24 protein-coding genes and 1 pseudogene are annotated in these 23084 nt (G+C 57.6%); 14 read left to right on the top strand and 11 right to left on the bottom strand.

What is annotated here, in order from left to right; genetic code table 11:
• Nucleotides 1–93 precede the first annotated feature (93 nt).
• The gene (locus tag AABC73_RS15410) at nt 94–675 is read left to right on the top strand and encodes a TetR/AcrR family transcriptional regulator (protein ID WP_169985955.1); all 582 of its coding nucleotides are present in this window, start codon (nt 94–96) and stop codon (nt 673–675) included.
• On the opposite strand, the gene AABC73_RS15405 is transcribed toward AABC73_RS15410, so the two are convergent.
• Together AABC73_RS15405 and AABC73_RS15400 are read right to left on the bottom strand one after the other, a co-directional pair.
• Nucleotides 672–1337, bottom strand: a complete 666-nt coding sequence (locus AABC73_RS15405; protein ID WP_341519933.1) for an NAD-dependent epimerase/dehydratase family protein — start codon at nt 1335–1337, stop codon at nt 672–674. The genes AABC73_RS15410 and AABC73_RS15405 overlap by 4 nt on opposite strands.
• Nucleotides 1334–2005 carry an NAD(P)-binding oxidoreductase gene (locus AABC73_RS15400; protein WP_341519932.1) on the bottom strand — a complete coding sequence of 224 codons (672 nt, stop codon included), beginning with the start codon at nt 2003–2005 and terminating at the stop codon, nt 1334–1336. Before AABC73_RS15400 ends, AABC73_RS15405 begins: the two co-directional genes overlap by 4 nt.
• A 295-nt stretch (nt 2006–2300) precedes the next feature.
• Between AABC73_RS15400 and AABC73_RS15395 the strand changes: the two genes are divergently transcribed.
• On the top strand, nt 2301–3503 hold the full coding sequence (locus AABC73_RS15395; protein WP_341519931.1) for a pyridoxal phosphate-dependent aminotransferase: 1203 nt from the start codon (nt 2301–2303) through the stop codon (nt 3501–3503).
• Between the two features lie 33 nt (nt 3504–3536).
• Here the strand turns inward: AABC73_RS15395 and AABC73_RS15390 are convergent, their stop codons facing one another.
• Nucleotides 3537–4169, bottom strand: coding sequence for a TetR/AcrR family transcriptional regulator (locus AABC73_RS15390; protein WP_341524249.1), 633 nt, complete (start codon nt 4167–4169; stop codon nt 3537–3539).
• A gap of 109 nt (nt 4170–4278) precedes the next feature.
• Nucleotides 4279–4602, bottom strand: a complete 324-nt coding sequence (locus AABC73_RS15385) for a LysR family transcriptional regulator (RefSeq protein ID WP_341519930.1) — start codon at nt 4600–4602, stop codon at nt 4279–4281.
• A 106-nt stretch (nt 4603–4708) separates the two neighbouring features.
• Here AABC73_RS15385 and AABC73_RS15380 point away from each other — a divergent pair, with 106 nt between their 5' ends.
• The 4 genes and pseudogenes from AABC73_RS15380 to AABC73_RS15365 all read left to right on the top strand — a co-directional run.
• Nucleotides 4709–5290, top strand: coding sequence for a TetR/AcrR family transcriptional regulator (locus tag AABC73_RS15380; protein WP_341519929.1), 582 nt, complete (start codon nt 4709–4711; stop codon nt 5288–5290).
• Nucleotides 5291–5341: 51 nt separating this feature from the next.
• Nucleotides 5342–6445 (top strand): alkene reductase, encoded by a 1104-nt coding sequence (locus tag AABC73_RS15375; protein WP_341519928.1) that lies wholly within the window; start codon nt 5342–5344, stop codon nt 6443–6445.
• Between the two features lie 70 nt (nt 6446–6515).
• On the top strand, nt 6516–7259 hold the full coding sequence (locus tag AABC73_RS15370) for an SDR family oxidoreductase (protein WP_341519927.1): 744 nt from the start codon (nt 6516–6518) through the stop codon (nt 7257–7259).
• 155 nt (nt 7260–7414) lie between these two features.
• Nucleotides 7415–7564: pseudogene (locus AABC73_RS15365) on the top strand (FAD-dependent oxidoreductase); the annotation flags it as partial.
• Here the strand turns inward: AABC73_RS15365 and AABC73_RS15360 are convergent.
• The 5 genes from AABC73_RS15360 to AABC73_RS15340 are packed head-to-tail and all read right to left on the bottom strand — an operon-like array spanning nt 7561 to nt 10237.
• Entirely contained in the window at nt 7561–8139 is a 579-nt protein-coding gene (locus tag AABC73_RS15360; protein ID WP_341519926.1) for a flavin reductase family protein, read from the bottom strand. The pseudogene AABC73_RS15365 and the gene AABC73_RS15360 sit on opposite strands and share 4 nt — an antisense overlap.
• Before the next feature lie 56 nt (nt 8140–8195).
• The gene (locus AABC73_RS15355) at nt 8196–8645 is read right to left on the bottom strand and encodes an SRPBCC family protein (RefSeq protein WP_341519925.1); all 450 of its coding nucleotides are present in this window, start codon (nt 8643–8645) and stop codon (nt 8196–8198) included.
• A 44-nt stretch (nt 8646–8689) separates the two neighbouring features.
• Nucleotides 8690–9076 carry a nuclear transport factor 2 family protein gene (locus AABC73_RS15350; protein WP_032885487.1) on the bottom strand — a complete coding sequence of 129 codons (387 nt, stop codon included), beginning with the start codon at nt 9074–9076 and terminating at the stop codon, nt 8690–8692.
• 56 nt (nt 9077–9132) lie between these two features.
• The gene (locus AABC73_RS15345; RefSeq protein WP_010656555.1) at nt 9133–9516 is read right to left on the bottom strand and encodes a nuclear transport factor 2 family protein; all 384 of its coding nucleotides are present in this window, start codon (nt 9514–9516) and stop codon (nt 9133–9135) included.
• A 10-nt stretch (nt 9517–9526) separates the two neighbouring features.
• A complete protein-coding gene (locus tag AABC73_RS15340) occupies nt 9527–10237 on the bottom strand; it encodes a VTT domain-containing protein (RefSeq protein ID WP_341519924.1) in 711 nt (236 codons plus the stop codon).
• Between the two features lie 119 nt (nt 10238–10356).
• Here AABC73_RS15340 and AABC73_RS15335 point away from each other — a divergent pair, with 119 nt between their 5' ends.
• From AABC73_RS15335 to AABC73_RS15325, 3 genes are all read left to right on the top strand, one after another.
• Nucleotides 10357–10584 (top strand): hypothetical protein, encoded by a 228-nt coding sequence (locus AABC73_RS15335; RefSeq protein ID WP_341519923.1) that lies wholly within the window; start codon nt 10357–10359, stop codon nt 10582–10584.
• 3 nt (nt 10585–10587) lie between these two features.
• Nucleotides 10588–10884: a hypothetical protein gene (locus AABC73_RS15330; protein ID WP_341519922.1), complete on the top strand. Its 297-nt coding sequence runs from the start codon at nt 10588–10590 to the stop codon at nt 10882–10884.
• A 207-nt stretch (nt 10885–11091) separates the two neighbouring features.
• Nucleotides 11092–11217 (top strand): hypothetical protein, encoded by a 126-nt coding sequence (locus AABC73_RS15325; RefSeq protein ID WP_320403342.1) that lies wholly within the window; start codon nt 11092–11094, stop codon nt 11215–11217.
• A gap of 333 nt (nt 11218–11550) precedes the next feature.
• Here AABC73_RS15325 and AABC73_RS15320 read toward each other — a convergent pair whose 3' ends face one another.
• A complete protein-coding gene (locus AABC73_RS15320; protein WP_341519921.1) occupies nt 11551–12465 on the bottom strand; it encodes a LysR family transcriptional regulator in 915 nt (304 codons plus the stop codon).
• A 469-nt stretch (nt 12466–12934) separates the two neighbouring features.
• Here AABC73_RS15320 and AABC73_RS15315 point away from each other — a divergent pair, with 469 nt between their 5' ends.
• The 5 genes from AABC73_RS15315 to pgm all read left to right on the top strand — a co-directional run bounded on the left by AABC73_RS15315 (nt 12935) and on the right by pgm (nt 21869).
• A complete protein-coding gene (locus AABC73_RS15315) occupies nt 12935–13957 on the top strand; it encodes a zinc-dependent alcohol dehydrogenase family protein (protein WP_341519920.1) in 1023 nt (340 codons plus the stop codon).
• A gap of 688 nt (nt 13958–14645) precedes the next feature.
• Nucleotides 14646–16151, top strand: coding sequence for a hypothetical protein (locus AABC73_RS15310; RefSeq protein WP_341519919.1), 1506 nt, complete (start codon nt 14646–14648; stop codon nt 16149–16151).
• 104 nt (nt 16152–16255) lie between these two features.
• The gene (locus AABC73_RS15305) at nt 16256–17662 is read left to right on the top strand and encodes a PLP-dependent aminotransferase family protein (protein WP_341519918.1); all 1407 of its coding nucleotides are present in this window, start codon (nt 16256–16258) and stop codon (nt 17660–17662) included.
• 147 nt (nt 17663–17809) lie between these two features.
• Nucleotides 17810–20086: an ATP-dependent DNA helicase gene (locus AABC73_RS15300; RefSeq protein WP_341519917.1), complete on the top strand. Its 2277-nt coding sequence runs from the start codon at nt 17810–17812 to the stop codon at nt 20084–20086.
• A 136-nt stretch (nt 20087–20222) separates the two neighbouring features.
• Nucleotides 20223–21869, top strand: coding sequence for a phosphoglucomutase (alpha-D-glucose-1,6-bisphosphate-dependent) (gene pgm, locus AABC73_RS15295; RefSeq protein ID WP_341519916.1), 1647 nt, complete (start codon nt 20223–20225; stop codon nt 21867–21869).
• 289 nt (nt 21870–22158) lie between these two features.
• Here the strand turns inward: pgm and AABC73_RS15290 are convergent, their stop codons facing one another.
• On the bottom strand, nt 22159–22854 hold the full coding sequence (locus AABC73_RS15290) for a pirin family protein (RefSeq protein WP_341519915.1): 696 nt from the start codon (nt 22852–22854) through the stop codon (nt 22159–22161).
• Between the last annotated feature and the right edge of the window lie 230 nt (nt 22855–23084).

Below are 23084 nucleotides of genomic sequence, written 5' to 3'. Positions count from 1 at the left end.
ACGTAAAATTGCTTCCGATACAGGTGAACAAACGTCAGGCGCTCTAACGGGCGCCTGACGCTAGATCATTTTTTTGCTAGCATGCGCGGCATTATGAAGAAACCCGCCCATGACATGCGCCAGCACATCATCGATGTCGCCAGGTCGCTGATGACCCAGAAAGGTTACACCGCCGTCGGCCTTACCGAGCTGCTCGCGGCAGCGGGTGTACCTAAAGGGTCGTTCTATCACTACTTTCGATCAAAGGACGAGTTCGGCCAAGCGCTGCTCGAAGAGTACTTTGACGAGTACCTCACGCGTGTCGATGTGCAGTTGGCCAGTGAGGGCTCCGGCGCCGAACGTCTGCTGAGCTATCTACGCTATTGGGCCGAGACACAGGCGTTTGATCACACCGATCAAAAATGCCTGGTGGTCAAATTGGGGGCGGAAGTGTGTGACCTGTCCGAAAACATGCGCGGTGTGCTTGAGAAGGGTACTGCCCTGATCATTGAGCGGATGGTTCGTTGTGTTGAGCAGGGTAAAGCGGATGGCTCCATAAGTGCGTCGATTGACTCAGCAATATTGGCTGAAGCGCTCTACCAGATGTGGCTGGGCGCCTCGTTGTTGGTCAAGGTCAACAGAACACGCGAGCCTTTTGATGCTGCGCTTGATATGAGCCGACGCTTGTTGGCTTAGTTTCGATCGGCAGGCTTGGTCATGCTGCTCGATGGCACCACATGAATGCCAGGCTCCTGACTGATCGCGGCTTCAAGCAATGCCCGCGCAATCAGCGCCGGGGGATTGAGACGCCAGCGTTCAGGTAACAGCGGCGATGCAAGTTTGAGCATCCGGATCAGTGCACGCTCGGCATGGCGCACCTCCTCACGCTTGCCTCCGATGACACCCGGCCGCACGTACGTCAGCGATTCAAACCCCACCCTCGCCAGATCCTGTTCCAGGCGGCCTTTGACCTGGTTATAGAAAAACGAAGATCTCGCATCTGCGCCGATAGCCGAATTGAGCACGTAGGTCGGCGTTCCATGCGCGCGTGCGAGCCTGGCCACTGCCAATGGATAGGTGTGGTCGACTCGCTCGAAGGCTGCTCTGGAGCCAGCTGTTTTAAGCGTGGTACCCAGCGTGCAGATCACAGCATCTGCTTGCCAGCGATCAGCCTGTTCGTCCAAGTGATCAAAATCGATGGGCGTGGCGATGAGTTTAGGGTGCGCCGCCGAAGTCTTGCGTGTTGGCGCGTAGACCTTGCCGACGCGCGGATCCGACAGGGCCAGATCCAGTACATGGCTGCCAACCAGCCCGCTTGCGCCGACCAGTAGCAGCTTGAATGTTGTGGGTTCGTTCATGCTTGAGTGCTATCCGGCACAAAACTCTGGATAGCCTCGTTGACCGGTGTGCTGCCTTGGGTCAGTTCGATAATGACGCGACTGACGCCGGGCTGTTCGATGATCTGCAACAAGGCTGCGGCGACATCGTCGCGCGGCACGTCGCCATAGGGGATAGCCAGGCCAGCGTGGACCTTGCCACTGCCGGGTGAGTCCAGCAAGGTGCCGGGGCGTAGAATGACCCAATCTAGATCGCTTGCGGCCAAGTGCACATCGGCGCGTTTTTTCACGGCCATGTAGTTTTCGAAGGTCTCGGAAACTGATTTTCCACGCGATGCCTCTGGAAACGCCGACACAAGAATAAAGCGCTGAATGCCCGCCAACTCAGCCGCGGCTACGGACAGCTCAAGGCCGTGACCGTCGATGGCATCCGTCATCTGCGCGCCGCCTTTGCCGCCGGCACCCGCGGCGAATACCACGGTATCACTCCCCGCCATCAGCTTGGCCAGAGCCTCTGTGTCGAGGTCAAGCAAGTTACCGGCAACGGGGATGGCGCCGAGTGCTTCGAGTCCCTCGGCCTGTTCCGCATGACGGTATAACGAATGTGGTTGATGGCCTCGGTCTGCCAGTTGTCGAGCAAGGCTTCGGGCCACTTTACCCGAACCACCGACGATAAAAACTGAGTGCATAGTTCCTCCAGATCAGGCGATGTTTCAAAAATGTCCCCCTCAAGCGAACCTGCAAACGCGCTCGGCGAATGCACGCTGAGGGTTATTCTATATTGATCACTACAGAAACTGTCACGCGCCTGGGAGATTTGGCCCCGGGCACGTGCCTTGTCTTCAATCGGCGCAAGAGGCCAAAAAAATCAGCCCGGAATAAACAAATAAAATTGATTTTTTGCATCCATATATATTGTTTTAATTGTCTGCTGGAGGCCGCTAGCATTGATGCACTATCAACAAAAGCTCAAAGAGTGGCCCCATGCAATTGCTCGGAAATTTGCTGAAAGCGGTTAAACCCTCGCCAACGCTGGTAATCACGCGCAAGGCGGCAGAGTTACGCCGCAATGGGGCCGATATCATCAGCCTGTCAACCGGCGAGCCGGACTTTCCTACCCCTGATCACATCAATGCCGCTGCCAAAGCGGCGATTGATGCAGGCCAGACCCGCTATACCGATGTGGATGGAACTCCGGAGCTCAAAGCGGCGATCGTTCGCAAGTTTCAGCGTGAAAACGGCATCACCTACACGACCGACGAAATCAGCGTCGGCACCGGCGGCAAGCAAGTACTGATCAATGCGCTGCAGGCCACCCTTAACCCCGGGGATGAAGTCATCATTCCTGCGCCTTACTGGGTGTCCTATCCGGACATGGTGCGCCTGGCGGGGGGCACGCCCGTGGAAATCCGCTGCGCGGCCCATCAGCATTTCAAGATCACCGCCGAGCAACTCCAGCAAGCCATCACGCCGCGTACCAAGTGGCTGATTTTGAATTCGCCAAGCAACCCGACGGGTGCGGGTTATAGCGCGGCAGAGCTTGATCGGTTGGGCGCCGTATTGTTGGAGCATCCGCAGGTCTACGTGCTGACGGATGATATGTACGAGCACCTGAGTTACGACGGTTGGGTGTTTTCCACGCTGGCTTCGCAGGTGCCGGCGTTACATGGTCGCGTGCTGACCGTGAATGGCGTTTCAAAGGCCTATTCTATGACGGGCTGGCGCATTGGTTATGCGGGCGGTCCTAAACCTTTAATTGCTGCCATGGCCACCATTCAATCGCAGACCACGAGCAACCCCTGCGCAATATCCCAGGCGGCTGCCGTGGCAGCGCTGGACGGGCCTATCGATTTTCTGGCTGAGCGCAATGAAGTGTTTCGTCAGCGCAGGGATCTTTGCCTGGACGCTTTTAACACCACTCCCGGCCTGGTGTGTCGCCGTCCGGAGGGGGCTTTTTATCTCTTCCCTTCATGCTCGGGGCTGTTCGGGCGCAAAACGCCTGCAGGTGTGGTGCTGACTAATGACGTGGATGTCTGCCAGTACCTGCTCGAAGCCGCACAGGTGGCGGTGGTACCGGGGAGTGCGTTTGGGTTGGAGGGTTATTTCCGCATCTCCTTTGCGACCTCCACGGTGCTGCTGGAGCAGGCATGCGCGCGCATCAAGGCTGCGTGTGAACAGCTTGCTTGAGTGCAGCGTTTGGTTTGGCGGAGTTGGTTCCAGTCAAGCTGACAGGGAAGGGCTCAGCATCGCTACGGCTGTTGCGCCGATGCCTTGCAGATCTTCCCTGCTGGCAGCGTCATGTGCCTGCAGGGACATGCCTTCGAGCAATGTATTCAAGGCCGCGGCGAGCAGGCGAGTGTTGGTTTCCGGTTTGAGCTGACCTTGTTCCACTGCGCGATCCAAGCGCTGCTGTAAGTAGTCACGGCCTTCCTGGCGCAAGGCCTTTAGGGTCGCGGTGACTTCACCGGCATCGTCGGAGACATTGACTGCCGCGAGGACGACCATACAGCCGCAGGGCGCCTCGGGTTCGGTCAAGATCGACGCGGAGGTGTGGAAGAACTCGCTGATGGCAAGCACTATGTCGGGCTCGGTGTCCATGCGCTCCCACGTGGCATCCCAGAACGTCGCTTCGTAGTAGGCAACCGCTTCGAGAAACAACTTGGCTTTGTTGCCGAACGCCGCATACAGGCTGGGAGGGCTGACGCCCATGGCTGAACACAATTCCGCCACAGAGGCCGGCTCGTAGCCACGCCTCCAAAACACTGCCAACGCCTGCAGCAGAGCCTGGTCTCGATCAAACGCGCGCGGGCGTCCTTTTGCGCGTGGAACAGGGATTGGGGTGGAGTTGGTCATTGAGTGCAGCACCTTGGGGGCGTATCGCCAGACGAGCATGCCTGGAAGAAAGTTCTGCCCAATGATACACAAAATGAAATTTTCGGTTGCGTAGCGTAATTCTGAGCTTTCAGTTCGGCCGTGACGCGTGCCCAAGGGCCGGTACGTGCACGTGGCCAATACCGCTCAATAGCGGTATCACATGCTTCGCAATATCATCGGCGACTGCGGTGGGCACCATCTCTGCGTTTCGGCGAAAAAACAGTGGGTCCTGAAAAATCAGCCTGAGTTTGGACAGGCTGTTGCTGACCGCGGGCTGCCCAATGTTCAACCGCTCGGACGCCCTGGTGACACTTTTTTCCTGATACAGCGCAGCGAAGATCACCAGGCAATTGAGGTTGAATTGCGCAAGGCACTCGGTGTTGAACGTTGACGTGGGGGAAGGGGGGTTCATGAGCTTGACCCTGTCATTTGTCTTCGTTCGCCGTTGGTCGTAGAACGTGAGGCTATTCTAAAATTTACTAGACGACCGGTCTATTTTTAATTAGTGTGGCTGCATTATGAAAAAGCATCATTCTGAAACACGCCAACACATCCTGGATGTCGCCAGGACGTTGATGACTCACAAAGGCTACACCAGCGTAGGGTTAGCTGAGGTGGTAGCGGCTGCGAGCGTGCCTAAAGGTTCGTTCTACCACTACTTCAAATCCAAGGAAGAATTTGGTCAGGCATTGCTTGAACAGTATTTTTCCGACTACCTCGCAACAGTCGACACGCTGTTGATGGGTTCTGCACCCGCCGCGCAAAGGCTGCTGAGTTACTTCCAGTATTGGGCGCAAACCCAGTGCTCTGATTTGCCTACCGACAAGTGCCTAGTGGTCAAGTTAGGCGCCGAGGTCTGTGACCTCTCGGAGGGCATGCGCCTGGTGCTCGACCGAGGCACGCAGGCTATCCACGCAAAGCTTGAGCGCTGTATTGAGCAGGGGCTTGTCGATGGCTCGATCACGTCCACAGCGCCAAGCGAGACGCTTGCGCAATCGCTCTATCAGGTTTGGCTCGGCGCTTCGTTGATGATGAAGATCGGCAAGCGCGACGACGCCTTTGAAACATCCCTGACTCTGGCAAAGCGACTTTTGTCGTAGTTATTTTTTACCAACTTACTAGACGACCGGTCTATTTAATTGAGGTCTATCATGACAGACAACGCCACTCGTACCGACTTATTCACCCCCATCAACCTGGGCGCGATGAAACTCGCCAACCGTATTTTGATGGCGCCTGTAACCCGTAGCCGCTATGCCGAAGATGGCATCCCCAACGAGCTGCACGCTGAGTATTACGCTCAACGCGCCACCGCGGGCTTGATCGTCGCCGAGGCCACCAATATTTCCGCGCAAGGCCGCGGTTACGCGGCCACCCCCGGCATCTGGAGCGAGGAGCAGGTTGCGGGCTGGAAGAAAGTCACGGACGCCGTGCATGCCGCCGGCGGGAAGATCGTCAGCCAACTATGGCATGTGGGACGGTTCTCCAGTGTCGAGCTGCAACCTGACGGTGCCGCACCGGTCGCACCTTCCGCGATCAAGGCTGAAGGCGACACCTATACCACCAACGGCTTCGTCCCGGTGTCGATGCCACGGGGGCTTGAAACCGATGAGATCCCGGGGATCATCGAGCAGTACAAACGTGCTGCCGAGAATGCCAAGCGTGCTGGTTTTGACGGGGTAGAGGTTCACTCGGCCAACAGCTACCTGCTGGACCAGTTCCTGCGGGACTCGACCAACCATCGCACCGACCAGTACGGCGGCTCCATCGAGAACCGTGCGCGTCTGACCCTGGAAGTGACCGAAACAATCGTCAAGATCTGGGGCAACGACCGTGTTGGCATTCGTTTGTCGCCGGTGACGCCTGACGCCGGCAACACGCCGCCCGACAGCAATGTCATGGCGATGTACGGCTACCTGATCCAGCAGTTGAACGCCTTAGACCTGGCGTACCTGCACTTCGTTGAAGGCGCTACCGCCACCTCGCGTGATGTACCGGAAGGCGTGGACATGGACGCATTGAGCGCGCAGTTCAACGGGCCCTTCATCGGCAACAACAACTACGACCTGGACATGGCTATTGAGCGCCGCGCCCAAGGCAAGATCGACGCCGTAGCGTTTGGCCGCCTGTTTATCTCCAACCCGGACCTGGTTGAGCGCTTGCGTCGTGGAGCCGAACTGACCATCGCACCGCGCGAGTCGTATTACGGCGGCGGCGCCAAGGGCTACACCGACTGGCCCGTCGGCAACTACTGATCCCCTTATATCCGCGATAACCCCAAAAACTGCCCGCACAGACGGGCAGTCACCAACGAGAGGAACGCCCATGAACTACCTGCAGAATAAAACCGCGATCATCACTGGCGCATCGTCCGGCCTGGGTGCTGCATCGGCACTTGCCTTGTCCGAGAAAGGCGTTCGAATTGTCGCAGCAGCCCTGGACCAGCAAGGCCTGGACGCCATCGTCAGCGAGCTGAAAGGCAAGGGCGGTGAAGCAGTAGGTCGCGTCAGCGACGTTACCAATCCTGAGGATATGAAAGCGCTCGCGCAATTCGCCCAGGACTCTTTCGGTTCGGTGGATATCCTGATCAACAACGCAGGCTTGATGCTGTTTTCCAACTGGGTCGACCTGGCCACCGATGATTGGGAAAAGATGATCAACGTGAACATCAAAGGATACCTGCACGGTATCGCCGCGGTGTTGCCGTTCATGCTGAAACAGAAGTCGGGCCAGATCCTGAATATGGATTCGGTCGCTGGTCATCAGGTCGGGCCTGCTGCGGGTATCTACAGCGCCACCAAGTTCTTCGTTCAGGCCATGACCGAGTCGATGCGTAAAGAGCTGGGTGTGCAGCACGGCATCCGTGTCAACACGGTCAGCCCGGGTGTGATCAACACCGGTTGGGCCGATAAAGTCACCGACCCGGCAGGCCGTAAAGCGGCTCAAGAGCTGAATAAAATTGCTATCTCGCCGGACGATATTGGTCGCGCAGTGGTGTATGCACTGAATCAGCCTGAAAACGTCACCGTCAACGACCTGATCATTTCGCCGACCCGTCAGGATTGGTAAGTCATAAGCGTTGAAATCACCCAGCCCAGGCACCGGCGCGACGCTGTGTGCCTGGGCGCTATAGGATCCGTCCTGTGCTCCCAAGTAAAAGCACTGAGACCCTTCAATGACACTCGTATTTTGATTGTCGACGGTGGCGCTGGCGAAGAGCCTGCGTGACGCTGGAAGGATGGTTGGCGCGGGCGTTCTATGCATCGCTGTACCGCATGCCTCAAGTCGCGCGCTATGGCCTGGTACCCTCGGCATTACTGATGTTGGGTAACCACCTGGGGCCAGGCACCGAGCCTCGGTTGAAACTGCACTAGATCACTGATGGGGTTAGCGCTTCTCCGATCACATAAAAGTGGCCGCCTGCGATGTAGTGCAGGCTACGAAAGTCCGGGTGCGCGCGCTCAAAGTGCCAATGGCCTTCGCTGAATACGCGTGTGTCGGCCCAGGCAGCGACGACTTCAACGATAAACAGGTCGTAGGTCGACTGGTTGCGAGGTTCGGGCAATAGTTTGCACGCAAGCCAGGCCGAGCAGCCGGCCACGAATGGCACGTCATGGCCGCTGATACTGAATAGCTCGACGCCGCTATGAGCCAGCTTCTGTGGATCTTCCTGGAGGCTGACGCTGCCGACAGCGCGGGTCAATTGCAACTGTGCCGCCGTCGGAACCTGAATCACAAACACGCCGCTAAGCTCTACGAGTTCGCGGGTTTTGGCGATCTTGTCCAGCACCACAGTGACTTTGGGTGGTGAGAAATCCAATGCACAGGCCCATGCCGCGGCCATCACATTTCGAGTCTCCTCGTGTTGAGCAGAAACCAGCACGGTGGGGCCGTGGTTGATCAGCCGATAGGCTTTTTCAAGCGGCACTTCGGCAATGTGGTCGTGCATCGTAACTCCAGAAAAATTGAACCCCGCATCCATTGCTGGAGCGGGGTAGGGCACATTCACGCGGTGGCGGTGTGGTTCAGGTAAACCTGGAGGCTTTCATGCCCGCCGACAATGAGCGACTCGATGGTCGAGGCCCATTGCCCCTGGGGATCAGGCTCGCGCGTGTCGAAGGTCGCAGACCACAGAATCACGGTTTTCTGCTCGCCGGTCAGCGGGATCAGTCGCACGGTCAACACGTAGTTGTCGACGGGCAGTGGCGCTTCAACGAAGCGGTAGGAGAACTGCAGATTCACCGCGTCTACCGACAACAACTGCTCGCGCAGAATGGCGCCGTCCTGCAACGTCAGCCGACGAATGCAGCCGACCAGGCCGTCTGGCTGACCGTCCTCGATGACGCTCTGCGGGATTGCCGGGTGCCACTGGCTGATCTTCCCGAAGCGCTTGAGTACATCCCAAACGCGCTCGGCGCCGCCGTCTACGACGGCGCTGTATTCAACTTTTGCCATGATTCATCACCTTAAGAAACAGCATTGCGTTCAGGCCGCTCGGGTCAGCCTTCGAACTGGTGATAAACCTTAGCGATCACCTTCCAGGTGCCGTCGATTTTGATCAGTGTCAGGTAATCGTTGTAGTCGGCACCGATCGCGTCCTTTTCCATATCCACCCGTACCACGGCGGTGGTTGGGGTGATCGCCAGCACGTCCAGGCGGGTACTGATATCCGGGGCCGTGCCATTGGTACGGACGAAGTCGAACAGGTTGCTGATCGGGCCGCCCAACAGTTTGCCGTTGGTGAAGCCGTACATCACTGCTTCCTTGTGGAAGGCCTGCTCCAGCACTTCCGGGCTGCCGGCACGCAGGCCGTCAGCGTATTGCTGGGCCACGGCGACAACGGCGTTGTAGTCCTGGGTGGGTACAGCTTTGATGTTTTTGCTCATGGTCAAACCCCTTTGCATGGTTTTGGCGCCAACAGGGCGCGGTTCAAACGGCTGGGTTAAGGAGCAACGTGGGTGTGGTAGATCTTGCTGATGACGGTCCACTTTCCGTCAACCTTCAGCAAGTTGAAGAAATCGGTGAAGCAGAAGCCGGAGATGTCATTGGTATCGATACGTGCGCTGGCAGCGGTGCCTACGATATCGACGTTGACGATGGCGCCTTTGGCTTCCGGTGAGGGCCGGAAGGCGCTGTCGATGATGTCGAACAGACCCTGGATCGGACCTCCGGTCAGCTTGCCTTCGCCATCTACACCAAAGATGGTGGCCTGCTCGCTGAAGGCAGGTTTCATGAGGCTGCTTTTGGCTTGCTTGCCACCTTCGTTGTAGTGGTTCAGCACCGTGACGATGGCGTTGTAGTCTTCGACGTAAGTTGGGTTGCTCATGGTGTAACTCCTAGTTTGAAGAGGGTTGAAGAAGGGCTTGGTTGATCGCTTTGCGTGCATATCTAGCGATGGTCAGTAAGGCTATCAATGCAACGACCAGACCCGTCCAAGTCATCATTTGAGTCGATCGATTGGTCGTTACCTCACCACTGATTATCTGTGCGACATCAGCCGCCAGAGAGCCCAAGTACGCATACAGAAATGTTCCAGGAAGCAGGCCGATCCAAGTCGCCAGGAGGAAATCTCGACGGGCGATTCGGCTGGCTCCGAGTCCATAGCTCAGCGGAGCGAACGGCACGATGGACGCTAGGCGCAAGAGAAAAACAATTCGAAAACCTCCTGACTCGATTGCGTGGTCGACCGCCGCTGATGTGGGGCTGTTCGCCAGGCGTCGTTTGACCCAAGGGCGCAGAAGCGATCTGCCCAAGGCAAACGCGACCGCTGCAGCCAGCAAGCCAGCAAGCCAGCGGGCGAGATGAGTAGCGTTCCCCCCATCGGGCCGTACAAAAAACCGGCGAGCGCCGTGAGCATTGAGGCGGGTACGAAGGCGACAGTGCCCACCACAAATATCGCGGCATACAGCGCAATCCCGACGACTGCGAGCGAGCGAATAATCTCGGTCCACTGGGCGACGCTGTGTACGGCCAGGTCTATCACGTTGCCTACCCGATTCATTCAGTTTGTGGGAATGCTTCCCGTCCAGCGCATCACTGAAAGCCATTTAATTATCGATCGCTACATATTGCGTGTATTTTATAGTGGTCACTACAGTTAGTGTCAAGACATTTGCTTTCGGTGTTGGTGGGGGCGAAGTGGGCGTTCGACGGTGCTTTGCAACCAATGCCTGATGCCCTGCGGGAGAACACCATGACGCCAAGGTTTTACGCACAGGACACCTGTTTCTACAGCTCCATGGGCACCTACAGTTTTGAGGACAGGTGCGAGATGACTAAGGCGGTGGGTTATTACGCCACCTATCTTTCAATCTGCGATGGACGCAACTGGGCAGCTGTCCAGCAATTGAACAGCGTCAAGGAGCGTCACGACATTGAGGTAGCGGGCGTCTAAGTGGTGCTCAACCTGCGCCTTGGCGCAGAGGCGGAGCAGAACGCGGGCATTTATCAGATGCTGAAAGTGGCACCGCCAGGCTCCACCGTTGAATTGGCGATCAAAACCGCGGGGGACTTCCCGCGTTCGGACCCAGTGGGCGATGAGCCTGTGGTGCGCTTGTTGGCCGAAGCCTTTTCTACCGCACAGCAGAGCAATATAGGCATCCTGATCTACTCGCATTTGCTGCACTGGAGCGAAAAGCACGACGACGCCCTGCGCATTTGTGAGCGACTCAATCACCCCAACCTGGGCCGCTGATTCACGCCAGTGTCAATATGATCACCTTCGGCCACGCGGAGTTTGCCCAGCTAATCCTGGAGGTGTTTGCCCTTTTGCAAGACCGGGCTTTGCTGCGGGGCCTCAACCGCAAGAAACTCATCGTGTACTTCGTCTCTGGGCTGATGCTTAAAGGGCGTCAACGCGCGCAGCGCCGGGATAATCATCTCACTGGAGCCGGTCTACGCCATGGCCTACGCGTGGTGGTGGTTCCATGGAGCGCCGTCATATCGGATGTTGACAGGAGCGGTGTTGATTGTGCTGGCGATTGTGTTGTCGGCACAGAGTGCGGGGGGAATCGCGCAGGACCAATAGCGGAGCGGCTACTTGACTCACCTATGGTGATCTCGCCACGTCTTGTGATAATCAGGGTAGGGCAGATCACAGGTGCTTCCTGTTTTTCAAAAAACTCTCAGGATTCCCACAGATATGTTGAAAGCTTCAGGCCGGTCTATCGATTTGCAGAGACTCCGATCGGAACTGCCCTTATCAATAGCCTGTTTGGCCTTAGGCTGGGGGCATCCTTTTCGAAGCATCCAATGCATGCCCTCAGATGTGCCCCAATGTAGCAATCCACTGGAAGTGAATGGAGCTCCATGGTTTGTGGAAAGGCAGAAATGATCAGCCGAACAGCCTGCCAGCCGACGCCTAAAGACTCTCAGGGTCGCCAAAGAACATCTGAATCCGCGAGCGCAGCCATCGCTCGCCTGGATCGTTGTCTTGCGAGCCGCGCCAGGCCATATGCAGTTCGAACGTCTGCGTCTCGATCGGCAATTCCTCGGCCCGCACACCGCCAGCCGCAGTCAGCACTGCGGCGGCATAATCCGGCACGGTGGCGATGATATCGGTGCCTGCCAGCAAGGTTGCCAGGCCGTTGAATTGCGGGACTGCCAGCACGACATGCCGTTTGCGGTCGATCTTTTCCAGGAAGCCGTCGATGAAACCACTCAGGTCGCCCGCGAACGACACCAGCGCGTGGGGGCGAGAACAGAAATCTTCCAGGCTCAACGCGCCAGGCATAGAGTCGGCACGCAGGAGCATGGGCTTGCTGCGGCGCAACACCTTGCGCTTGGCGTTGGCGGGCAGGTCGTTGGTGTAGCTGACACCGATGGAAATCTCACCAGAGGCCAATAACGCCGGCATCAGTATGTAATTCACCCGCCGCACCACCAGTACGATGCCGGGTGCCTCCGAGCGCAGCCGTTTGAGCAATGAAGGCAGCAAGGCGAATTCTGCGTCGTCGGAAAGCCCAATGCGAAAAACGGCGGTGCTGGTTGCCGGGTCGAACTCGGACGCACGACTGACCGCAGTGGAAATGGAATCCAGGGCAGGCGAGAGCAGGCCGAAGATTTCCGTCGCCCGGGCGGTGGGCTCCATGCTGCGGCCGGTGCGTACGAACAGCGGATCATCAAACAGCCCGCGCAGCCGTGACAGGGCGGCGCTGATTGCCGGTTGCCCGAGAAACAACTTCTCTGCGGCGCGTGTCACGCTGCGTTCGTGCATCAGGGTTTCGAAAACGATCAGCAAATTGAGGTCGACGCGACGCAGGTCGTTGCGATTCATGGCAGGTGATCTCGGGACATTTGTCGAAGCAGTGGGCAGCCAGCAGAAAGCCGGTGTGTTCAACGCTGGCGTGAATAGTACGAGCAAATACGCGGTTTGCGCATGCATAAATTCATCGCGAGATCAGATACCTGCGTCCAGAGTCGCTAATTACCCTGAGATTCATTGAACGTCCGGCAGCACCGATGACCAAAGATTTACCGGGTCAGGGTCGAAGCCGGGGTTTGTCGGCGATGGGGCATCGGACGGCGGAAGATGAAACATTCCATGGGTTGCAATGTACGTGCGACATGCGAACAATGGCCGCCCATGACCACATAGGCAGTCTGTGATTGTCTCAAGGCGATAAGCCTACGGAATGTGATGACAATCGATGACAGACATGTCGACTATTAATAGCCACTGATAGTGTTCCCGGCAGCGCCCGGATAGAGTTCATGGCATCAAGGTTCATTAGGCGAGGTTCGAAATGTCCCGCACGATCCGTTTTCATCAGTTTGGCCCAGCAGAGGTGCTCAAGATCGAAGAGCATCCTGCCGTGTTGCCTGGACCCGGTGAGGTACAAGTACGTGTCCAGGCGATAGGCATCAGCTGGTATGACGTCCTCTGGCGGCAAAACCTGGCGTCTTCCCAGGCGCGACTCCCTGCGGGCATGGGCCATGAAATGGCTGGCGTAGTCACCGCACTGGGTGAAGGCGTCGACGATTTTGCGGTGGGCGACAAGGTTGCCAGCTTCCCGTCGGCAGACCCGAACCAGCATCCGGTTTACGGCGAAGTTGTGGTGCTGCCACAGTCTGCGCTGACCCGTTACCCCGACGTGTTGACGCCGCTGCAAGCCAGCGTGCATTACACGCCGCTGCTGGTTGCCTATTTTGCCTACATGGACCTGGCGCGTATCAAGCCTGGGCAGACCGCTCTGGTGACCGATGCCAGCCATTGCGCCGGCCCGGCCTTTGTCCAGTTGGGCAAGGCATTGGGTGTGCGAGTGATCGCTGCCACCAAGACTGACGATGCACGGGATTACCTGCTGTCGCTGGGGGCCGATAAAGTCGTGGTCACCGAAGAGCAGGACTTGCTCATGGCGATCAACAAATACACTGAAAACCGTGGCGTCGATGTTGTGCTCGATGGTCTCGGCGGTCCGCAGATGTCAATCATGGGCGACGTCCTGGCGCCACGCGGCAGCCTGGTGCTTTATGGTCTGCAAGGTGGCAATCAGACTCCATTCCCGGCGTGTGCCGCTTTCCAGAAGAACATTCAATTTTTTGTGCATTGCCTGGGTAACTTCACCGGCAAGCCGGAATTGGGTATCTCTCAGGATGAAGCTGCGTTGCAGCGCGCACTGCGGGACATCAATCAGTTGACCGCAGACAGGGTACTGGTGCCGCTGAAAATGCGCGTATTCCCGTTCAGCGAAGTGGTCCAGGCTCACCGTTATATGGACGGCTGCCCGATTGGCGGGCGAGCAGTCCTCGAAGTGGAGCCTGCCTGAACCATCCCTGAGAAGTGCTGCAACAGAACTTCAGTCTCCTCGACGCCTCCAGCCAGGCGTCGACGCAATAAACCCACTCTTCACCACGTTCAACTTCATTCCCCGCACGGCTTTGGACTTTCCAGCATTCCGACTATAAAACTTCAGTACGTTATAGCTGCAAGCGCTAAGTGTCGACGATTGAATAGTTGGGGTTGCGCCATTTAATGAGTTTCAAGTTGAAATACTGCTGTTTGACAAAAAAACGAATAAACATGGCTGTGTGTTTCTCGGAAATATCGACTGAGCAGGTTTAATATCACCTGCGTTTCAAGGGTTTATAACCAGGCGCGCGTCGGTGATGCTTGCCGTGAAATTCATCCCTGTCTTACGCCTGCGCCGGAAATCTCCGCACAGGCTGCCCTAGGCCCTGAGCTGCGGGTTTGACAGGGGAAAGCGAACTCGGAAAAGACATCCGCTTACACAGTGAAAATAAACTAACGTGTTTAGTTGTTTATGTTTAAACCATTTTAGGTGAGCCGTGTTTTACGACTTATCTGTACCTTGTAATTGATGGATTAATATTGATAATAGTTGGGTAATTATTACTCAGGGAATGAGTCATGGTCGATTATTCATGCAGACGGCTGCTCGATGTAAATTCAATCTGCACACCCGCGCACGTCGATACGCAGGCAGGTGAAACACGATGAGTTCTATACACGAGCAAGCGATGAGTTATGTGTATCAACAAGTGTTGCAACGCTTGTTGGGCCACTTTACCCGCGCCGAGCGGACCGCCTTGCAGTTATTGATTCAGCGTTTGATCGTAGCCGCAGGCGGCATTGAGCGCATTGCCAGCTTCAAGGTCATGGTCGCTTTCAGCGGTGGCAAGGACAGCGCGTATACCGTCGCCTTCCTGCGGGCTGCGCAGCTAAGCATTGCCGGCAGATCACCCGCGACCTTCAATCTGCGCGTCGCCACCATGCGCCATGCGGGCATGACACCCGCCGTCATGGGCAACATTCAGCGCACCTACTCGGGACTTTTTCTGCACGACGATCCTCGGGTCGAACTGCTGGTGGTGGATAACCAGTATGTGCAGATATTTGAGCCGGAGTTGCCGTTCTCCCAGGCAGGGCGCGAGCAAAACCGCTCGGACATGCTGCTGAGCGGGCATCTGTCGGCAGGGGACGGTCGCACCACCTTCTGCAATAGCTGCTATTTGGGGATCGCGGAGTTTTTCGGTCGCGCCGCCGCGTGGGGCACTGGCGTCGATGCGCTGGTCAGCGGTGATTCGCGCAAGGAACAAAAGCAATACATCGCCTGGATCATGCGTCTGGTGCCACGTAACGCACAGCGTTTCAGTGACTGGGGCAATCAGAATTTCAACGGCATGCTGCGCACAATCGACAGCATTGGCCAGGCGTACTATCAGGAGTTGTACGGCGACGGCAGCGAAACTGCCGGCCGTGTCGTTCGCCCTGTGGGTTTTCCGAACAAATCCGTCGTGCCGTCGTACATCACCATTTCTGATCTGATGCACAGCAACGTCGAAGAACACTGGAATTTGCTCACCGAGTTCCTCGGCTTTCGTTTCGATGACCTGGCATTCAGCTTCAGTGAGTCAGATTGCGCCAATCCGTTGCTGATGGCGCATATGCGCGGCCTGAGAGCCCAATATGTGCAAGGACGCACCTACGCCGATGGCATTGCCGAATACCTTGAACTGGCCAAGACAATGATGCGCAGGAAACAAATGCCTCAACGCTTGATCGATCAGGCGTTGGGGGCGTATGTCGGCCAGACGCGTTTGCAGGCGCGTCGGGAATTGGCTGCAGCCTTTGCTCTGGAAGGGTTCGGCCTGAATGAAACGCAACTGGTGTGCCTGCTTTTTTCACCCTTCGTCGATGAAGGGCGAGACCTGGAAATTTTCCTGCGCCGCTGTCATCCGGGGATGTTGGTTGCGCTGCCGGACCTGCATAAGGCCCTGGCGGGAATGACCGCCCCCGAGCAAGTGATTCAGTGGTTGATCGATATCAGCGGCCTGAGCATCAAAGGCCTGCAGAACCTCTATCTCAAGCAGCGTGTTGATTTCAACCAGCAACACTCGATCATTGCCAGGGTGCGCGCCGCCGATCCTGATAAACGAAAGATATCGACAGTCGACTCGGTCACCGGTGAAGCGGTTACGGAAATGATATCCGGACGCTGATCCAGCTTCCGTCTCGGCAGCTACGTGGCCGGCGCCATGTCAGGCATATCATCAGTCAACGAGAAATTTGGCCCCAGCGTTAGGCGCATGGACCGGTGCCGCTCATGAAAACCAAACCTGATTTCGCCTATCACACGGTATATCGCTATCTTGTCGGGCTGATCAACGACGCGCCGAGCGATACGGCAACACGGCTCCCTTCGCTGCGTCAGTTGGCGCTGCGTTTGAAAGTGTCGATTTCGACGGTGCAAAATGCCTATTCGATACTGGAAAAGGAAGGCCGGGTCTGCCCTGTGCCTAAATCCGGCTACTTTGCGCAACCCAATGGCTGCAGCGACTGTTCGCCAGGCAGTTCGGACGGTACGCAAAGTCTTCTGGAAACCCTGTACAACAGCGCGCGCCGCCCCGGCATGCTGGTGCTCGGCAACGATCAGCCGACCCAGGTGCAGTCGCTGGAAAGTCCGCTCTTGTTGATTGAGCGCGAACTGGTCCGGCAGTATCCCGGGCCACTGGATCCGAACTTCCAGCCATTTGGCGATGTGGAACTGCGGTCTGCGTTGGCGGCGCATTACACGGTATCGACGCAGCGCAGCTGGCTTCCGGAAGATGCCTTCGTCGGACCAGACCTGCTGGCCATGATGAAGGTGGTGCTTGAAACCCTGGCGCTGCGCGGCAGTACGGTTCTGGTTGAGTCACCCTGCACCTGGACACTCTTGCGCCTGTTGCAGTCCTTCAACATCCGGGTCATCGAGTTGCCCGTGGATCAGGCGGGGTGTATCAACGTCCCGGCGCTGGACCAGGCGTTACTCACCGAAGGTATAGGCCTGGCGCTGTTGCCGTCGTTTCTCAACGCGGTGCGTGGCAGCGCTTTGGCCGCCGAGAATCGTCAGGCGGTTGCGGATCTGTTGAACCGGTACCGAATCTGGGTGCTGGAGAACGATAGCCATGGCGAGCTCAGTTTCGAGGCGCCCCACAGTCGGTTGCGCGATCTGATCGACCCCGAGCGGCTGTTGATCATTGGTTCATTCGAAAAAATCCTTGGCGCCGAAGCACCTTATGGCTACTTGCTGGGCAAGTTTTTCAATCCGCAATGGCAGCAATACTTCCTGTTGCAGGGGTTCAATCTGCCGCCGATCCGGCAGAAGGCTATTGCGCGGTTGTACAGCAGCGGGCGCCTGGATCTGCATCTGGTAGAACTGCGCCGATTGCTGGAGCAGCGAATGTTGGCCATGACATTACTGATTGACCGTCACCTGGGACGCTTGCTGCAGTACGAGATGCCCCAGGGCGGGGCGGTGATCTGGGCCGAAAGCGTGGCTTGCGTGGACATGCGCCAGGTATTTGATCAGTTGTTGCAGGAACGTATCGTCATCGCTCCGGGCGAGCTGTTCAGCCTGCAGGGTTTGCATCGCCAGAACCTGCGCATCAGCTATGCCATCGGCGATCATTTGCCCATCGAGACCACGCTCGCGACCTTGCGCCGGGCGTTGTCCGAGGCACGCTGCGCTTGAGGCCAGGGACAATCGGGCCGTCGATCCATTTAGATTTGCCAGACCCGCATCAGACTGTTATCTGTACACCCATCCAGTACCGGCAATCGATGGTTCGTCCCTGCAGTGAATTCAGCTCCTGATTTAATCCCCCCAAGCGATGCGCTCGTGCCGGATGGCGCGGACGCCTCGGTCTATGCCGTAGCGGTCCGCGCGCTGTGCGAGTTTACGGCGAAGACCGGTGACCTCGACTTGCGCTTCACCCCAGCGCCGACTGCGCTGCAGGGCATTGCCGGGCATCGTACCGTTGCCGCGCGGCGCGGCCCGGATTACCAGACTGAAGTGGCGCTGTCCGGCGAGTACTTGCAATTAAAAGTCCGGGGCAGGGCAGACGGTTATGACCCGCAGCGCAATCAGCTTGAAGAGGTGAAGACTTACCGTGGTGACTTTGCGGCCATTCCCGACAACCATCGGCAACTGCATTGGGCCCAGGCAAAGATTTACGGTTGGCTGCTGTGCCAGCAATTGCAATTGGGTGAAGTGAATCTGGCGCTGGTGTACTTCAACATCATCAGCGAAGAAGAGACCTTGATTCGTGAACGGCATACGGCTGCAGAGCTGCGGGCATTTTTTGACAAGCACTGCGGGATATTCCTGCACTGGGCGCGTCAGGAATTAGCCCACAACCATCAACGCAATGACGTGCTGCGCCGCTTGAAATTTCCCCATGCGGATTTCCGTATCGGCCAGCGACATCTGGCCGAGTCCGTCTACAAAGCGGTCAGCACTGGCCGTTGTCTGATGGCTCAGGCGCCCACCGGCATCGGCAAGACCATCGGCACCTTGTTTCCCATACTCAAGGCCGCGCCCGGCCAGCAACTCGACAAACTATTCTTCCTGACCGCCAAAACACCGGGGCGCAAGCTGGCACTTGATGCGTTGGGAGTGATTCGGCACAGCGCACCGGAGCTGGAATTGCGCGTGCTGGAGCTGGTGGCTCGGGACAAGGCCTGCGAACATCTGGACAAAGCTTGTAATGGCGATTCATGCCCCCTGGCTCGTGGTTTTTATGACCGGCTTCCCGCTGCACGCAACGCCGCGTTGACGGCGCCGTGGCTGGATCAAGCCGGTTTGCGCCAAGTGGCGCTTGAACATCAAGTCTGTCCGTACTACCTCAGCCAGGAAATGGCGCGCTGGTCGGACGTGGTGATCGCCGACTACAACTATTATTTCGACCTGAGCGCTTTGCTGTTCGGCCTGGCGCAGTTCAATCAATGGCGTGTCGCGGTGCTGGTGGATGAAGCGCACAACATGGTCGAGCGCGCGCGGCAGATGTACAGCGCCAGCCTCGACCAGCAAAGCATGAACGCCATCCGCGATGTTGCCCCCGCGCCTTTGAAAAAATCCCTGCAACGCTTGAATCGTGACTGGAATGCGCTGCACAAGGAGCAGATCGCGGCGTATCAAGCCTATCCCGGCACGCCGGGCAAGTTGCTGCAAAGTCTCAATCTGTGCGTAACGGCGATGGGGGATTACTTCAATGAACACCCGGAAGCCGTCGATGGTCCCCTGCAAAGCTTTTACTTCGAAGCGATTGCCTTTGTACGCATTGCTGAACTATTCGACGAGCAATTCGTTTTCGACATCAGCAAGCGCGAATCAAGGGGCAAGCGCAGCAGCTTGTCCCGGCTCTGCCTGCGCAACGTCGTGCCAGCCAACTTCATTCGCCCAAGATTGACCGCAGCGCGCAGCAGCGTGCTGTTTTCCGCGACCCTCAGCCCTCGGCATTACTACGCCGACTTGCTCGGCTTGCCTGTCGATACGGCTTGGATCGATGTCGAATCGCCCTTCAATCGCCAGCAGCTGGATGTTCGGATCGTCAGCCAGATATCCACCCGTTTCACCCATCGCCAGGCGTCCCTGGCGCCCATCGTCGAGTTGATGGCCGAGCAGTTTGCAGCGCGACCAGGCAATTATCTGGCGTTCTTCAGCAGCTTTGATTATTTGCAACAAGTCGCGCAGTTGATGCAGGCCCGCCATCCGCAGGTGCCGATCTGGCAGCAGGCGCGGGGCATGAGCGAGGCTGATCGTCACGGCTTCCTTGCGCGCTTTACCCTTGAAAGCCAGGGCATTGGCTTTGCGGTGCTGGGCGGTGCATTCGGCGAGGGGATCGATTTGCCCGGCGCGCGACTGATCGGGGCGTTCATTGCCACGTTGGGTCTGGCTCAGCTCAATCCGGTCAATGAACAACTTAAACAGCGCATGGCTGTGCTGTTTGGCGCAGGCTACGATTACACCTACCTTTATCCGGGGCTGCAAAAAGTCGTGCAGGCCGCTGGCCGGGTGATCCGCAGTCAGGACGACCGTGGCGTAGTGATGCTGATCGACGACCGTTTCGCCGAGCGCAAGGTGCAACAGTTGTTGCCGAAATGGTGGCAGCTTTGATGCTCAAGGGTTTAGGGATCGATAGCCGAGCGCAGCGGTCAAACTGCCAGTAAACTGCCGCGCCGCTGCTATTTTTCTATTCAAAGCCCTACAGCTGCCTGCGTTATTTCTATTTTCCTGTCTCCATGGAGGTTGTATGAGTCTGAGTCCTTTCGCCGGCAAGCTGGCACCCGCCGAGTTGCTGGTCGATGTTCCCCGATTGGTAACCGCCTATTACACCGGCCAGCCGGACGCTTCGGTGGCGACTCAACGGGTCGCTTTCGGCACCTCCGGGCACCGTGGCAGTTCTTTTGATTTGAGCTTCAACGAATGGCACGTTCTGGCCATCAGCCAGGCCATCTGCCTGTACCGTCAGCTGAACGGCATCGACGGCCCGCTGTTCCTGGGTGCCGACACCCACGCCTTGTCGACGCCCGCCAGTGCCACCGCCCTGGAAGTCCTGGCCGCCAATGGCGTGCACGTGATGATTTCCGAAGGCGACGAATACACCCCGACGCCGGCGATCTCCCACGCGATCATCTGCTACAACCGGGGCCGCACGTCGGGCCTGGCCGATGGCATCGTCATCACGCCTTCGCACAATCCACCGGAAAGTGGCGGCTTCAAATACAACCCGCCCAATGGCGGTCCGGCCGACAGCCATATCACCAAGTGGATCGAAGCCAAGGCCAACGAACTGCTGGCCGAGAAGGTGCTGGGCGTGACGCGCATGAGTCACGACCGAGCGCTGCGCGCTGACACGACCCATCGCCATGACTACCTCAACACTTACGTCGCGGACCTGAAAAACGTCATCGACATGGACGCCATCCGCAACGCCAATCTGCGCCTGGGCGTCGATCCGCTGGGCGGAGCAGGGGTGCGTTACTGGTCGGCGATCGGCGAGCATTACGGCCTGAATCTGGACGTGGTGAACAAGTTCGTCGATCCAACGTTCCGCTTCATGAGCGTCGACTGGGATGGCCGGATCCGCATGGACCCGTCGTCCAATTTCGCCATGCAAGGCCTGATCGGTCTCAAGGACAAATATCAGGTCGCCTTTGCCTGCGACCCGGACCATGACCGCCACGGCATCGTCACGCCGAGCGGCGGCCTGCTTGCGCCGAACAATTACCTGGCAGTGTCCATCGACTATCTGTTCCAGAACCGTCCGGATTGGCGTGCCGATGCGGCCGTGGGCAAGACCGTGGTCAGCAGCGGCATGATTGATCGGGTTGCCGCGCGTCTGGGGCGTCGTTTGTATGAAGTGCCGGTGGGCTTCAAGTTCTTCGCCGAAGGACTGTTCGATGGCTCGCTGGGTTTCGGCGGCGAAGAAAGTGCCGGCGCCTCGTTCCTGCGCAGGGACGGCACGGTTTGGACTACCGACAAGGACGGGCTGATTCCGGCCTTGCTGGCGGCTGAGATCACAGCGCGTAAAGGCCGTGATCCAAGCGAGATCTATCAGGCATTGACCGAGGAATTGGGCGAACCGTTTTCGACGCGGGTTGAAGCCAAGGCCAATCCGGAGCAGAAAGCGTTGCTCGGCAAGCTGTCGCCCGATCAGGTGCAATCCACCGAACTGGCCGGCGAACCGATCCTCAACGTGCTCAGCCATGCGCCGGGGAACAATCAGGCCATCGGCGGCCTTAAGGTCATGACTGAAAACGGCTGGTTCGCGGCGCGTCCATCCGGTACCGAGGACATCTACAAGATCTACGCCGAAAGCTTTGTGGGCGAAGATCACCTCAAGCGCCTGGTCGCTGAAGCGCAGGTCCTGGTGGATGCGGCGATTGCGCCCAACTGATCTTTTTTACTGTGTCTGGACAAAGTTCTCTCCCACAGGAGTGCGCGTTGCTTTGGTGGGAGCGAGGCTTGCCCGCGAATCAGACGCCTCGGTGATCCAGCGCTAGCGCGTTAACGTTCTTCGCGGGCAAGCCTCGCTCCAACGGGTGCTAGTGTTTGCTGCGCGACAACGCGGGGTCTGGACGACGGGGGATCTCCCACAAAGGACGGGACACTGATAGGCAAAAAGCCCCGACTCTTGCGAGCCGGGGCTTTTGTCTTTCTGCGTGAAGCAGTTGTCAGGCAACGCGTTACGCGACGTCTACCAGCACGATTTCACTGTCCTCGATGGCGGTGACGCGCAGCACTTGCTCATCTTCAACTGCGATGCCGTCGCGGGCCACTGCGTGCACGCCGTTGACTTCGATGCTGCCGGTTGCCGGCACCAGATACGCACGGCGACCTGCGTCCAGACGATATTCCGCGGTTTCACCGGCTTTCAGGTTGGCCGCTACCAGACGTGCATCGGCGCGAATGCTCAGGCTGACGTCATCGCCACTCTTGCCACTGGCCAGGGTCACAAAGCCTTCACGATCACCTTTTGGAAAGGGTTTGGCGCCCCATGCAGGTGCCGCGCCGGTTTCGTTGGGCATGATCCAGATCTGGAATATCCTGGTTGCGGTGGATTCCATGTTGTATTCGCTGTGGGCAATCCCGGTGCCAGCACTCATTACCTGTACATCGCCTGCTTCGGTACGGCCCTTGTTGCCCAGATTGTCTTCATGGGTAATCGCGCCTTCACGAACGTAGGTGATGATTTCCATGTCGCGGTGCGAGTGTTTCGGGAATCCGGTGCCGGCTTCGATCACATCGTCGTTCCAGACCCGCAGCTGACCCCAGTTCATGCGTTTCGGGTCGTAGTAGTCTGCGAACGAGAAGTGGTGGTGCGCGTCCAGCCAGCCGTGGTTGGCGCCGCCCAAAGTGTTGAAAGGTCGTAATTGCAGCATGGTGTGGCCTCCTGAGCAGTGCCGGTCACTGTGTGAATGTCCGGGCTGCTGAACGATGATTCGTGGTTGATGGAGCAATGATCTATCAAATATGCATCGGTAAAAAGCGGGTATTTTGGCTAGTTACTATCTGATTAATTGATACTTCGGCTTGGCTTGATTCTCCATTTCACCTGCAATTGATCGGCTAATAGCTTGATCGCCAAGCTTTTCACTGGAGATCAAGCACG

This window comes from Pseudomonas sp. G.S.17, assembly GCF_038096165.1.
Classification (GTDB): Bacteria; Pseudomonadota; Gammaproteobacteria; order Pseudomonadales; family Pseudomonadaceae; genus Aquipseudomonas.
Note: the sequence above shows the minus strand (reverse complement) of the source record. Positions and strands in the feature narration are given on the sequence as shown.